11 protein-coding genes, 3 tRNA genes, 1 rRNA gene, 1 other RNA gene and 1 other annotated feature are annotated in these 13,960 nt (G+C 43.2%); of the genes, 15 read left to right on the forward strand and 1 reads right to left on the reverse strand.

Features of this window, described 5'->3' with window-relative positions:
- The first annotated feature begins 170 nt into the window (after positions 1-170).
- From N1I87_RS00080 to N1I87_RS00100, 5 genes are all read left to right on the forward strand, one after another.
- Positions 171-1,514 carry a D-alanyl-D-alanine carboxypeptidase family protein gene (locus N1I87_RS00080; protein ID WP_003352270.1) on the forward strand — a complete coding sequence of 448 codons (1,344 nt, stop codon included), beginning with the start codon at positions 171-173 and terminating at the stop codon, positions 1,512-1,514.
- 158 nt (positions 1,515-1,672) lie between these two features.
- Positions 1,673-2,554, forward strand: coding sequence for a pyridoxal 5'-phosphate synthase lyase subunit PdxS (gene pdxS, locus N1I87_RS00085; protein WP_003352269.1), 882 nt, complete (start codon positions 1,673-1,675; stop codon positions 2,552-2,554).
- Positions 2,555-2,567: 13 nt separating this feature from the next.
- Entirely contained in the window at positions 2,568-3,152 is a 585-nt protein-coding gene (gene pdxT / locus N1I87_RS00090) for a pyridoxal 5'-phosphate synthase glutaminase subunit PdxT (protein WP_003352268.1), read from the forward strand.
- A 54-nt stretch (positions 3,153-3,206) separates the two neighbouring features.
- Positions 3,207-3,417 (forward strand) — a binding site (T-box leader).
- Positions 3,418-3,533: 116 nt separating this feature from the next.
- On the forward strand, positions 3,534-4,817 hold the full coding sequence (gene serS / locus N1I87_RS00095; protein WP_003352267.1) for a serine--tRNA ligase: 1,284 nt from the start codon (positions 3,534-3,536) through the stop codon (positions 4,815-4,817).
- Between the two features lie 142 nt (positions 4,818-4,959).
- Positions 4,960-5,052 (forward strand) — tRNA-Ser (locus N1I87_RS00100).
- Positions 5,053-5,232: 180 nt separating this feature from the next.
- Here N1I87_RS00100 and N1I87_RS00105 read toward each other — a convergent pair.
- A complete protein-coding gene (locus tag N1I87_RS00105; protein ID WP_003352263.1) occupies positions 5,233-6,519 on the reverse strand; it encodes a LysM peptidoglycan-binding domain-containing protein in 1,287 nt (428 codons plus the stop codon).
- Positions 6,520-6,808: 289 nt separating this feature from the next.
- On the opposite strand from N1I87_RS00105, the gene tadA reads away from it, so the two are divergent.
- The 10 genes from tadA to N1I87_RS00155 all read left to right on the forward strand — a co-directional run bounded on the left by tadA (position 6,809) and on the right by N1I87_RS00155 (position 13,884).
- Complete coding sequence (gene tadA, locus N1I87_RS00110; protein ID WP_003352262.1) at positions 6,809-7,285, forward strand: tRNA adenosine(34) deaminase TadA; 477 nt, start codon at positions 6,809-6,811, stop codon at positions 7,283-7,285.
- 111 nt (positions 7,286-7,396) lie between these two features.
- An RNA gene (gene ffs / locus N1I87_RS00115) (signal recognition particle sRNA large type) lies at positions 7,397-7,661 on the forward strand.
- Positions 7,662-8,074: 413 nt separating this feature from the next.
- Positions 8,075-9,766 carry a DNA polymerase III subunit gamma/tau gene (gene dnaX, locus N1I87_RS00120; protein ID WP_341100156.1) on the forward strand — a complete coding sequence of 564 codons (1,692 nt, stop codon included), beginning with the start codon at positions 8,075-8,077 and terminating at the stop codon, positions 9,764-9,766.
- A gap of 152 nt (positions 9,767-9,918) precedes the next feature.
- Positions 9,919-10,242: a YbaB/EbfC family nucleoid-associated protein gene (locus tag N1I87_RS00125; RefSeq protein WP_003352260.1), complete on the forward strand. Its 324-nt coding sequence runs from the start codon at positions 9,919-9,921 to the stop codon at positions 10,240-10,242.
- A gap of 9 nt (positions 10,243-10,251) precedes the next feature.
- Positions 10,252-10,848, forward strand: a complete 597-nt coding sequence (gene recR / locus N1I87_RS00130; protein ID WP_003352259.1) for a recombination mediator RecR — start codon at positions 10,252-10,254, stop codon at positions 10,846-10,848.
- A gap of 13 nt (positions 10,849-10,861) precedes the next feature.
- Complete coding sequence (locus N1I87_RS00135; protein ID WP_003352258.1) at positions 10,862-11,080, forward strand: YaaL family protein; 219 nt, start codon at positions 10,862-10,864, stop codon at positions 11,078-11,080.
- A 54-nt stretch (positions 11,081-11,134) separates the two neighbouring features.
- Entirely contained in the window at positions 11,135-11,401 is a 267-nt protein-coding gene (locus N1I87_RS00140) for a pro-sigmaK processing inhibitor BofA family protein (RefSeq protein ID WP_003352257.1), read from the forward strand.
- 688 nt (positions 11,402-12,089) lie between these two features.
- Positions 12,090-13,644 (forward strand): 16S ribosomal RNA (locus tag N1I87_RS00145).
- Between the two features lie 64 nt (positions 13,645-13,708).
- Positions 13,709-13,785 (forward strand) — tRNA-Ile (locus N1I87_RS00150).
- A 23-nt stretch (positions 13,786-13,808) separates the two neighbouring features.
- Positions 13,809-13,884, forward strand: a tRNA-Ala gene (locus N1I87_RS00155).
- Positions 13,885-13,960 lie beyond the last annotated feature (76 nt).

Genomic DNA, 13,960 nt, shown 5'->3' on the forward strand with positions numbered 1-13,960 from the left:
ATACATTTCAAATAAGCTGAAAGGAAAAAAGATTCTACGGATATAGTCATGCCTATGGGCCCATTGTGATCGTTTCGAAAATAAAAAGTAGTCCGATCCTCTGTCTACTTTTTGTCTTGAGAGTATGATAAAATATCGAAGGTGTACATATAAAGATGGAGGGCTATTGAGTGAGAAAGAAGAAGGTTTACAAAAGTATCGCCTGTTTAGTCAGCTTGTTGCTATTGACCGTTTTACTTCAATCTCCCGTTCAAGCTCAAGCGGAAGAAACTCCAAATATTAACGCTGCAGCTGCGATTTTAATAGATGGAGATACCGGGAAAATTTTATACGAAAAAAATGCTGATAAAATGTTGGGAATTGCAAGTATGACTAAAATGATGACAGAATACTTGCTTTTGGAAGCGATTAAAGAAAAAAAGGTCAGCTGGGATACGGAATATCGAGTAAGTGATCGTGTTTATAAAATTTCCCAGGAAAGAAATTTTTCAAATGTCCCACTGCGATTAGGAGAAAAGTATAAAATACGAGAATTATATGAAGCCATGGCAATTTATTCTGCCGATGCCGCTTCAATAGCTATCGCCGAAACCATTGCTGGCTCCGAGGAAAACTTTGTGAAATTAATGAACCAAAAAGCGAAAGAACTTGGCTTGCAGTGCAAATTTGTGAATGCAACCGGTTTAAGCAACAAAGATTTAAAAGGAATGTATCCGAAAAATTCAGGGCCAAACGATGAAAATTTGATGACAGCAAGATCTACTGCAAAATTAGCTTATCGACTTATAAAAGATTATCCGGAAGTGTTAAAAACAGCCAGCATTCCCAAAAAGAAATTTCGTCCTGGAACAGCCGATGAAATCAATATGGAAAATTGGAACTGGATGTTGCCGGGATTAGTTTTTGCTTACAAAGGAATGGATGGTTTAAAAACAGGGACAACCGATTTTGCTGGATATTGTTTTGCAGGTACGGCCAAGCGAGGAAATGTACGTCTTATTTCTGTTGTGATGAATGCAAAGGATCCAAGTGGAAAAGGTTCTTATAATGCCAGATTTACCGAAACGAAAAAACTGTTGGATTATGGGTTTAATGAGTTCTCTCGACAAAAAATTTATCCGGCTAAATTACAATTAAAAGGATACGAAACGATAAAGGTTGAAAAAGGAAAAGACAAAGAAGTGACCATTTATACAAACAAGCCTTTTTATGACCTCGTAAAAAAAGGTGAACCTAAAAAATATACCGCTTCTTTCACGCCGGATAGGTCAAAGATTGATAAAAACGGCGCTTTGAAAGCACCTGTTCAAAAAGGTGAAACAGTCGGCTATTTAACCTTCCATTCTGAAACCAACAATCCGTTGGGATACTTGTCAAAAGAGGAAGAAAAAAAGGCTAGCATCCCGGTTGTAACGGCAAAAGCGGTGGATAAAGCGAACTGGTTCATCCTTTCACTACGAAGTATTGGGGATCTTTTCGATGGAATGTTTTCCACAGTTAAAAGCTGGTTTTGATAGTTTTTGACCTCCTTGTATTGACAGGAGGTTTTTTTTGTTGTTTATTTAAATTCAAGGGAATCATATGATCCTCCAATTATATCGGAAAACCCGGATATTTCAAAATTTTTAACAAATAATCATATAGACGTCCTTGTCTGAAGGGGGAATTACAAGTGAGTACAGGTACAGATCGGGTTAAAAGAGGAATGGCCGAAATGCAAAAAGGCGGAGTCATTATGGACGTTGTCAATGCTGAACAGGCCAAAATTGCTGAAGCAGCAGGAGCAGTGGCTGTTATGGCATTGGAAAGAGTCCCTGCTGATATCCGAGCAGCCGGTGGAGTAGCAAGAATGGCAGATCCGCGCGTTGTGGAAGAAGTTATGAATGCTGTTAGCATTCCAGTCATGGCAAAAGCAAGAATTGGTCATATTGTGGAAGCTCGTGTGCTGGAAGCGATGGGTGTAGACTATATCGATGAAAGTGAAGTATTGACACCGGCAGATGAGGAATTTCATATTAATAAAAAAGAATTTACGGTTCCATTTGTATGCGGATGCCGTGATCTTGGAGAAGCTGCCCGTCGTATTGGGGAAGGAGCGTCTATGTTAAGGACAAAAGGAGAACCTGGTACCGGAAATATTGTGGAGGCAGTTCGCCATATGCGCAAAGTCAACGCGCAAGTTCGAAAAGTAGTTCATATGAGCGAAGACGAGCTCATGACGGAAGCTAAGAAATTAGGAGCTCCTTATGAAGTATTGCTTCAAATTAAAAAAGAAGGTCGTCTTCCAGTTGTCAACTTTGCGGCTGGTGGGGTTGCTACACCTGCTGATGCAGCGCTTATGATGGAATTGGGAGCGGACGGAGTATTTGTCGGTTCTGGTATCTTTAAATCTGAAAATCCGGAAAGATTTGCAAAAGCGATTGTAGAAGCAACGACTCACTACCAAGATTATGAATTAATTGCAGAATTATCGAAGAATTTAGGAATTCCGATGAAAGGAATGGAAATCTCCACGCTTTCTCCGGAAAACCGGATGCAAGAGCGCGGTTGGTAAGGGGTTAAACAACATGAAAATTGGAGTACTAGGACTTCAAGGTGCTGTTCGTGAACATATTCGATCTGTCGAAGCATGCGGCGAAGAAGCGTTTGAAATTAAAAAAGTCGATCAGTTGAAAGATTTGGACGGGCTGATTCTTCCTGGGGGAGAAAGCACTACAATGAGACGGCTGATCGACCGCTATGGATTTTTAGAACCTATTAAAGAATTGGCCAATAGCGGAAAACCGATTTTTGGAACATGTGCCGGCCTTATTTTACTGGCGAAAGAAATTGTCGGTTATCAACAACCGCACTTAGGACTCATGGATGTGACGGTGGAACGAAATTCATTTGGTAGACAGCGGGAAAGCTTCGAAGCTGAACTTGATATTAAAGACGTTGGCGAGTCTTTCCCGGCAGTATTTATTCGTGCTCCGCATATTGTGAAAGTCGGCCCTAATGTCGAAGTGCTCGCAAAACATGAAGATCGGATTGTAGCGGCACGGGAAGGCAATCTATTAGGATGTTCTTTCCACCCGGAATTAACGGATGATTATCGGTTTACGAAGTATTTTTTGAACATGGTAAAAGAAGCCAAACAAGCTCGCGTATAAACAACTTGCGAGAGAACGAAAATTATAGTAAATTGGTCTTGAAAATTAAAGAAGATCAAAGCAATGACAGGAAATAGTAGCAGGACATCCCTGGCATAGAGAGTCGATGGTCGGTGGAAATCGAACCGGGGTGCTTGTGAATCCATCCTGGAGTGGAATGCTGAAAAAATGAGTAGGCATTTCCGGTTCTCGCCGTTATCCAGATGAAGTGGAAAGTGTGCAACTTTCAATTAGGGTGGCAACGCGGGTTACTCTCGTCCCTTATACAGGGATGAGAGTTTTTTTGTGGATTCAGAGAAACCGGTTGAGCCTGGAAGCTTCAACGTCTAGTTGATTGTTCGAATTCATGGATATAAAAACGTTGGAAAGGAAGTGGCGATAATGTTAGACATCAAGTATTTACGCAATCATTTTGAAGAAGTAAAAGAACGTCTGCAGCACCGTGGAGAAGATTTATCTGATTTTGAAAAGTTTGAAACGCTAGATCAAAAGCGGAGAGAGCTTCTTACGAAAAGCGAACAATTGAAAAGCAAAAGAAATAATGTGTCCCAACAAATTGCTCAAATGAAGCGAGAAAAGCAAAATGCTGACCATTTGATTCAAGAGATGCGAGAAGTCGGGGACGAAATTAAAGAGTTGGACCATCAATTGAAAACTGTAGAAGAAGAACTTCAGCAGTTGTTGTTATCCATTCCGAATATTCCACATGAAAGCGTACCGGTTGGCGATTCTGAGGATGACAACGTGGAAATCCGCAGGTGGGGAGATATCAAAACCTTTGATTTTGAACCGAAACCGCATTGGGATCTTGCTGATCAATTAGGTATTTTAGATTTTGAAAGAGCGGCTAAAGTGACAGGAAGCCGGTTTGTGTTTTATAGAGGGTTAGGCGCCAGACTGGAACGAGCGTTAATCAGTTTTATGCTCGATCTTCATGTGGAAGAGCACGGATACGAAGAGATTCTCCCTCCTTATATGGTCAATCGCGCCAGTATGACAGGTACTGGACAATTGCCGAAATTTGAAGAAGATGCCTTTTTAATTGAAAAAGAGGATTATTTCCTCATTCCTACAGCTGAAGTGCCTGTCACCAATTACTTCCGGGATGAAATTTTGGATGGCGACCAGCTGCCCATTGCATTTGCTGCATACAGTGCATGCTTCCGGTCTGAAGCGGGTTCGGCGGGAAGAGATACGAGGGGATTAATCCGTCAGCACCAATTTAATAAAGTCGAACTTGTCCGCATCGTCAAACCTGAAGATTCTTATGCAGAATTGGAAAAATTGACAGGGCATGCAGAAAAAGTTTTGCAGCTTTTAGGACTTCCGTATCGAGTCATGAGCATGTGTACGGCGGATTTAGGATTTACAGCGGCTAAAAAATATGATATTGAAGTATGGCTTCCAAGCTACAATACGTTCCGCGAAATTTCTTCTTGCAGCAATTTTGAGGCCTTCCAAGCGAGAAGAGCGAATATCCGCTTCCGCAGAGAAAAAAATGCAAAGCCGGAACATGTCCATACGTTAAATGGATCTGGCTTGGCTATTGGACGTACCGTAGCAGCCATTTTAGAAAATTATCAGCAAGCGGACGGAAGTGTGATCATTCCGGAAGTACTCCGTCCTTATATGGGAGGAAAAGAAGCGATCCGCCCGGAAAAATAAAGGAAAGGGACCTGATTGAAAAGATGCTTTCAACGGGTCATCGGAACTTTATAGGCAGAAGGAAAAAAACTTCTGCCTTCTTCTTATATTTTTGGTTATTGACACTATTCATTGATTGTGATAAATTATTTTTTGTCCGTATGGAGGAGTACCCAAGTCTGGCTGAAGGGATCGGTCTTGAAAACCGACAGGCGGGTTACACCGCGCGGGGGTTCGAATCCCTCCTCCTCCGCCATCACTCACAAGCGCATAATATTGGAGATATTGTACAAAATTCGTTACAACTATGTAGCGAATTTTTTTATGTCTTTTTGTCCTGCTCTTGAAACAGAATCTTTCATCCGTTTAGACTTTTATTGGAGGCACAGCTGATCTGTACCGAAGAATGCAGGCAGCCACACTTTCAATGACGCTTTTATTTTTTGACGGGATTGAAATTGTCAGCTAGAAGCAGCCAATTTTGAGGGAAAGAAAGACCTAGTTTCCAATAGCTCATGCCTCTTAAATTGAGTTCTTTCACTAAATCAAATTTTGCTTGAATAGAACGAGCGTCTTCAAACCATACTTTATGCCTTCGATTTTGTTCATCGATGTAGTCGATATACGGGGCTTGAGCTTGTTGGTCATATTGAATGGCGGCGTTGTATTTCACTGCCAAGAGAATAGCCTGCTGCGGGCTAATGGCTTTTGCCGTATCTCTTCCCGGTACAAACGGCAAAGTCCAATCATAACCGTACAAGTTCTGCCCCATTAAAATTTTTTGCGAAGGAATTTCTGAAACAGCATATTGAAGAACTTGACGTACAGGTTCAATAGGTGATACGGCCATTGGAGGGCCGCCGCTGTATCCCCATTCATATGTCATAATGACGACAAAATCAACGATGGCTCCGTGGGCTTTATAGTCGTGTCCTTCGTACCATCTCCCTTTTTGGTCTGCACTTGTTTTTGGAGCAAGAGCAGTGGAAATGAACCATCCTTGGCGAGAAAAGAGGTCTTTTGCTTTTCTTAAAAATTGATTATAGGCTTCCCGATCTTCGGGGCGAAGGTATTCAAAATCAAAGTGGATGTCTCGAAAGTGGTATCTGTTGGCAAGGGAGATAATATTTTGGAGAAAGCGGTTTTGAATTTGTTGATCGTTCAACAAAATCTGACCCAACTCGGCACTGAATTGGCCCTGTTCTTGATTCGTAATGACCATCACGAGAATATTGCGGTATTGTGAAGCAATGGCCGCCAAATTGCCCAGGGGAGGCGTGTCCAAAGTTCCATCCCTTTTTGCTCGAAAACTAAAAGGAGACAAAAAAGTCAAATAAGGAGCGGCTTCTCTTGCGCTGGATTCGAGTTCTGGCGATACAGAGGTTCCAAAAGGCTCAACATAGGCGTTAAATTCTGCATTTCGTTTCCGCGATGGGGGGATAAACAGGCGCAATCCTTCTCTTAGCACTGTGTTTACTGAAATTCCGTTTACGCGAGCAAGTTCTTCAGGAGATAAGCCATATCTGCGGGAAATGGACCAAAGGCTGTCCCCCCTACGAACAGTATAAAAGCTCCCAGAAGTAGGAATGACAATCGCTTGCCCGATTACCAGATGATCGGGATTCGGCAATTGATTGGCCGTTTCAATAGCATTTGCGTTTATGTTATACTCTCGGGCAATGCTAGTTAATGTCTCATTTTGTCTAACCACATGAATTTGCAGTCCGATTCCCCCTCTAGATGTATTCATTAGTAAATGTTTATGACAGAGACGAGCAAGATATTCGAAAGTTTTGGCTATTCATTCGGATCCGCTTTTCCTGTGCAATATAAAATATGATTGACTGTACATATGTTCATTTTTCTGTGCGAAAAGAAGATTCTTCCCCGCGCCACTTATTGGGTTTTGCCTTTCGTATTCTATGAGGATGGGATTTTTCCCTGTTTAAGGTGAAAAGTGTTTATGATCGAAATGATTGTCCCTCGAAAACGAATATGAGGAGTTGTTCCACATGAAAGAACAAGATCTTTTTTTTATGAAAATAGCGATCGAAGAAGCAAAAAAGGCGGAAGAAATCGGCGAGGTTCCGATAGGCGCAGTCATTGTTATGAACAATCAAGTCATAGCCAAAGCTCATAACAAAAGGGAAACGTCCCAAAATGCTGTTGCCCATGCAGAGGTGTTAGCGATTCAAGAAGCTTGCAGAAACGTTGGCTCTTGGAGGTTGGAGGGAGCGACATTGTATGTTACGTTGGAACCATGTGCCATGTGCAGCGGGGCGATTGTATTGTCACGGATAGAACGTGTGGTATACGGAGCTAAAGATCCAAAAGGAGGCTGCGCAGGCACGCTGATGAATCTATTGACGGAAGATCGCTTTAATCATCAATGCGACGTGACCGCCGGAGTGCTTGAACAAGAGTGCGGGGCAATATTGACGGATTTTTTTCGAAAATTAAGAGAAGAAAAAAAGAAAAATAAGGGATAAATATAAAATATCAATGATAGGATGAAAATCTTAACATCGGTTGCTTTTTTATAGTCGACCTAGTATACTAATATATGCACCAATAAGGTGCTTAATATGGTATCAACTATGCCGTGCTAGGTGGGGAGGTAGCGGTGCCCTGTACCCGCAATCCGCTCTAGCGGGACTGAATCCCTTCCCCCGGTCGATATTCTGCAGGGTCTGCCTTAAGCAAGTGGTGTTGACGTTTGGGTCCTGCGCAATGAGAATCCACGAACCATGTCAGGTCCGGAAGGAAGCAGCATTAAGTGGACCATCTCATGTGCCGCAGGGGTGCCTGAACCGAGCTAACTGCTTAAGTAACGCTTGTGGGAGTCGGTCAAAGGAAGGTGCACGGCAGTTTCATACATAATAAAAAAAGTCCATCCTTTCATGGGGTGGGCTTTTTCGCTTTTGATTACCTAATCGTCTCTTTGTATTGGTGTAAAAAGTTTTTTCTATAGGTTATAATAAAGTGAAGCTTTTATTATTTGGAAATCGTATATTGTAGTGGCGATTCGTTGGCTCAATCAGACATACTCAGGCAGAAAATTTATGTTTTTTTCATTTGGGGCCAGTAAGACTCCTGCATTAAGGATTCGAAGCAAAAATGATCGTTTGGCGGTGCTGACTGTCTCTAAATGTCTGATAGGTTCATTAATCATCAGTGGAGATGATAGAACTCTTTTGCTGGAAATTTCATTTCAATCGATAAGAGAGATTCTTCTGCCTGATCAGATAATGGAATCATAACTTTACGGAGGGGGAATCATGAGTTATCAAGCTTTATACCGTGTCTGGCGTCCGCAAACTTTTGCTGATGTCGTAGGCCAAGAACATGTGACGAAGACATTGCAAAATGCCCTCCTTCAACAAAAAATTTCTCATGCTTATTTGTTCACGGGCCCGCGAGGAACGGGAAAAACGAGCGCGGCTAAAATTTTGGCAAAAGCCGTCAATTGTGAGCATGCACCAACTATGGAGCCTTGTAATCAATGCAGCGCATGCAAAGGAATTACGGATGGATCGATACCGGACGTAATAGAAATTGACGCCGCTTCCAATACGGGAGTGGATGATATTAGGGATATTCGAGATAAAGTCAAATATGCGCCGAGTGCGGTTCCTTTTAAAGTATACATTATTGATGAAGTTCACATGTTGTCGATTGGCGCTTTCAATGCTTTGCTGAAAACGTTGGAAGAACCGCCGAAACATGTTATTTTTATTTTAGCTACAACGGAGCCTCATAAAATTCCGCTGACCATTATTTCAAGATGTCAGAGATTTGATTTTAAGCGTATTACAACCCAAGCGATTGTGGAAAGAATGAAGCTGATCGCAGATGAGTCTGGCGTTTCGTACGAAGAAAATGCTCTGCGGATCATAGCTCGGGCAGCGGAAGGTGGAATGAGGGATGCTTTAAGTTTATTGGATCAGGCAATTTCCTTCAGCAATGAAAAGTTGACGGAAGAGGATGCCCTTGTAGTCACCGGATCCGTTGGACATAGCACATTGAATCATCTTGGGCGGGCTATTTTGGAAAAAGATATTGCATCAGCAATGGAAGGGTTGAAAAGTCTATTCATGAAAGGGAAAGACCCTTCAAGATTTACGGAAGATTTCATTCATTATTTTCGAGATCTCCTTTTATATAAAACAGCCCCTCAGCTCGAAGATACTTTAGAGCACCCTGCTGATGAAGAATTTATTTCTTTGGCTCGAGAGTTTCCGACTGATTTCATCTATGATTGCATAGAGATTTTAAATCAAACTCAACAAGAAATGAAATTCACGAATCATGCTAGAATATATTTGGAAGTAGCTTTCGTGAAAATGTCTCAAGCGGAAACAAAACCAGTCACATCGCAAGTTCAGCCGGACTTGTCGAAACTGCTTAGCAGGATCGAAACACTAGAACAAGAGTTGCATGAATTGAGAAGCAGAGGACTTTCTCCGGAAGAAACTTCCCCTGTGAAAACACCGCCAAAGAATCCAGTACGGTCGCACCATGACTATAAAGTGCCGGTGAAGAAGATCGAGCATATTTTAAAAGAGGCGACCAAACAGGATTTGCAATTATTGAAAAGCCGGTGGGGAGAAATGCTCGAAATTCTCAATCAACGCCAAATGCGGTCACAGGCGGCATTACTGAACGATGCGGAACCAGTAGCTGCTTCGCCGGATTCGTTTGTATTAAAATTTAAATATGACATTCATTGTAAAATGGCGATGGAAAATGCAAAATTTGTAGAAGCGATTTCTTCGGTGTTTGGGGAATTGACGGGAGTTCGCTATGTGCCGGTGGGTATTCCGGAAGAAAAATGGCATATCATTCGCGAAAATTTTATCAGACAACAAAAGGAGAACATCGCCGATGACGGCAGTCGTAATGAGGAAGATCCTCTAATTGCCGAAGCAGTGAAGCTTGTGGGAGAAGACTTGCTAGAGATTAAAGATTAATATTCATGGTATATTACATCCTGGCTTAGTCTTTTTAAGAAATATGTATTTTGGTCAGCTTATTTTTAGTGATATAGGAATGCTCCTGCTCATTGAATAATTGTCTTTCTAAAAGCAGGTCATGGAGCAGATAAAAATGGAGGATGATAAAAATGATGCGTGGAATGGGCAATATGCAGAATATGATGAAGCAAATGCAAAAAATGCAAAAGAAGATGCAGCAAGCACAAGAAGAACTCGGTGAAAAAAGAGTAGAAGGTACGGCAGGCGGCGGCATGGTAAAAGTGGTTGTTTCTGGCCATAAAGAAGTGCTGGACGTAATCATAAAAGAAGAAGTAGTGGATCCGGAAGATGTTGAAATGCTGCAAGATTTAGTGCTTGCTGCTACAAATGACGCACTCAAGAAAGTAGATGAATTGACGAATGAAACAATGGGGCAATTTACAAAAGGGTTAAACATCCCAGGGTTGTTCTAGGAGGAAATTATGCATTATCCAGAACCGATTACAAAACTCATCGATAGTTTTATGAAACTGCCAGGAATCGGGCCGAAAACTGCCGCCCGACTGGCATTTTTTGTTCTCGACATGAAGGAAAATGAAGTATTGGATTTTGCCAAAGCGCTTGTCGACGCGAAACGAAATCTTGGATATTGTTCCATCTGTGGGCACATCACGGATCAGGATCCGTGTTATATTTGTCAGGATGAAAGAAGAGACCGAAGCGTAATCAGCGTTGTCCAAGATCCAAAAGACGTGATTGCCATGGAGAAAATGAAAGAATATAACGGATTGTATCATGTACTTCACGGGGCTATTTCTCCTATGGATGGCATCGGACCGGAAGATATCAATATTCCTAGTTTGCTAAAAAGGCTGCAAGATGAAACGGTTCAAGAAGTGATTCTTGCCACCAACCCCAATATCGAAGGAGAAGCAACGGCAATGTATATTTCTCGTCTTCTAAAACCGACCGGTATCAAAGTAACGAGAATCGCTCACGGACTTCCGGTTGGAGGAGACTTGGAGTATGCGGATGAAGTAACGTTGTCGAAAGCACTGGAAGGAAGAAGAGAGATATAGGCGGTGAAGGTAAGTGCTGATTCGAAAGAAACATAAATTAAAAGCGGAATTTGACAACAAACTCATTGAACAGATGGAAGCGGCGCGGCAAGAATGGCTGCAGCAAAGCAATTTTTTAAAACTAAGCATGGAGCAAAGCCTCGATTTGATCACGCGAAAGAAAATCGCTGAAGCCAAATATTTTTTTCTCTATCGAGAAGCTAAAAAAAGAAAAATTATCATAAAAAGATAGCCTGTTTCATAAGATCTCCTAAGTGGACAAACTTATGAGATTGGAGGGGCTTTTTTGGAATTTGCTTATTCATTGGGGATATTGGCGATCTTGCTTTTGTTGTGGATTGCTTTTAAAGCAAATGTCAAACCGTTAAAATTTTTAGGCAACATTGTTATAAAGGGGGCCATCGGTGCTCTATTCTTATTTCTTCTGAATTTGTTCGGCAACCAGTATAGTTTGCATGTCCCTATTAACCTAGCAACTTCTTTTATAGCCGGTCTTTTGGGAATTCCGGGAGTTTGTGCCCTTGCCGCCATTCAGTTATGGATTCTTTCGTAATGTTTGTACGATGATTGAATCGATACCCGCTTTTCAGCTGAGCTGTTTGCACGGGCGGGTATGTTGGAATTTGAGATATTTTCGTAATGGAAATCATCATTTATTTGGAATCTCTTTAAATGTTTTTGAAAAGTATGTTGAACCAGACAGAGACGTCCAACAAGGGCGACTCTGTTTTGTTATGACTTTAGTAAGTTGAGCTCGCGATAGCGTGCGAAACAATAAACCACCTGCTATGCGGGTGGCGCCGATTTGCTTCTTCATCTTGCTTATCCCAATTGTTTTTTACGATTATCTTTTTGTTACACGGCTTCGTGTTCAAAGTGAAGGCAAAATGCTTTTGAAAAATCTTTTGGATATGATCGAATGGATTTGTGAAACTAGATTTCATTCTCTTTGTTTTCGTTATTAAGAGATGTAACTTAAGTAAAATGATGATATTACCATATTTGACCGAATAATTTTCTTTACACTTTTTTAAAAAAAATGTCGTATTAGTATTGACAGCTATATTTAATGGTGATAGTATATATCTCGTCGCTGTTAGTTCTTACAAAAAAGAAAAAACAGTAGACATAAACTTAGATTTGTGATATTATTTAAAAGTTGACAGGAAATTGATCTTTGAAAACTGAACAAAACGAAGCGTAAACCAATGTTTCAATAGAAACAAGCCAAGTCAAATTTCTTTTTGGAGAGTTTGATCCTGGCTCAGGACGAACGCTGGCGGCGTGCCTAATACATGCAAGTCGAGCGGACTTTCAAGAAGCTTGCTTTTTGAAAGTTAGCGGCGGACGGGTGAGTAACACGTGGGCAACCTGCCTGCAAGACGGGGATAACTCCGGGAAACCGGGGCTAATACCGGATAATATCTTTCTTCGCATGAAGGAAGGTTGAAAGGCGGCGCAAGCTGCCGCTTGCAGATGGGCCCGCGGCGCATTAGCTAGTTGGTGAGGTAACGGCTCACCAAGGCGACGATGCGTAGCCGACCTGAGAGGGTGATCGGCCACACTGGGACTGAGACACGGCCCAGACTCCTACGGGAGGCAGCAGTAGGGAATCTTCCGCAATGGACGAAAGTCTGACGGAGCAACGCCGCGTGAGCGAAGAAGGTCTTCGGATCGTAAAGCTCTGTTGTCAGGGAAGAACAAGTACCGTTCGAACAGGGCGGTACCTTGACGGTACCTGACCAGAAAGCCACGGCTAACTACGTGCCAGCAGCCGCGGTAATACGTAGGTGGCAAGCGTTGTCCGGAATTATTGGGCGTAAAGCGCGCGCAGGCGGTCTCTTAAGTCTGATGTGAAAGCCCACGGCTCAACCGTGGAGGGTCATTGGAAACTGGGAGACTTGAGTGCAGAAGAGGAGAGCGGAATTCCACGTGTAGCGGTGAAATGCGTAGAGATGTGGAGGAACACCAGTGGCGAAGGCGGCTCTCTGGTCTGTAACTGACGCTGAGGCGCGAAAGCGTGGGGAGCGAACAGGATTAGATACCCTGGTAGTCCACGCCGTAAACGATGAGTGCTAAGTGTTAGAGGGCTTCCACCCTTTAGTGCTGCAGCTAACGCATTAAGCACTCCGCCTGGGGAGTACGGCCGCAAGGCTGAAACTCAAAGGAATTGACGGGGGCCCGCACAAGCGGTGGAGCATGTGGTTTAATTCGAAGCAACGCGAAGAACCTTACCAGGTCTTGACATCCTTCGCTACCTCTAGAGATAGAGGGTTCCCCTTCGGGGGACGGAGTGACAGGTGGTGCATGGTTGTCGTCAGCTCGTGTCGTGAGATGTTGGGTTAAGTCCCGCAACGAGCGCAACCCTTGACCTTAGTTGCCAGCATTCAGTTGGGCACTCTAAGGTGACTGCCGGTGACAAACCGGAGGAAGGTGGGGATGACGTCAAATCATCATGCCCCTTATGACCTGGGCTACACACGTGCTACAATGGATGGTACAAAGGGTCGCGAAACCGCGAGGTGGAGCCAATCCCAAAAAACCATTCTCAGTTCGGATTGCAGGCTGCAACTCGCCTGCATGAAGCCGGAATCGCTAGTAATCGCGGATCAGCATGCCGCGGTGAATACGTTCCCGGGCCTTGTACACACCGCCCGTCACACCACGAGAGTTTGCAACACCCGAAGTCGGTGAGGTAACCCTTACGGGAGCCAGCCGCCGAAGGTGGGGCAGATGATTGGGGTGAAGTCGTAACAAGGTAGCCGTATCGGAAGGTGCGGCTGGATCACCTCCTTTCTAAGGATATATGAAGGAGCGCTTTCGTTTTGTTCAGTTTTGAAGGATCAATCCTTCCTGGTGGGGGCCTGTAGCTCAGCTGGTTAGAGCGCACGCCTGATAAGCGTGAGGTCGATGGTTCAAGTCCATTCAGGCCCACCATGTGAAAACCCAATAGAAATGAAGGGGCCTTAGCTCAGCTGGGAGAGCGCCTGCTTTGCACGCAGGAGGTCAGCGGTTCGATCCCGCTAGGCTCCACCAAGTCTGATTGTTCCTTGAAAACTAGATAGAAGAAAGAAGCAGCATAAACCGAGTATCGCCATCTAGGATAAAACCA

The sequence above is a fragment of the Bacillus sp. FSL W8-0102 genome (assembly GCF_038007225.1).
In the GTDB taxonomy this organism is placed as follows: Bacteria; Bacillota; Bacilli; order Bacillales; family DSM-4216; genus Bacillus_O; species Bacillus_O smithii.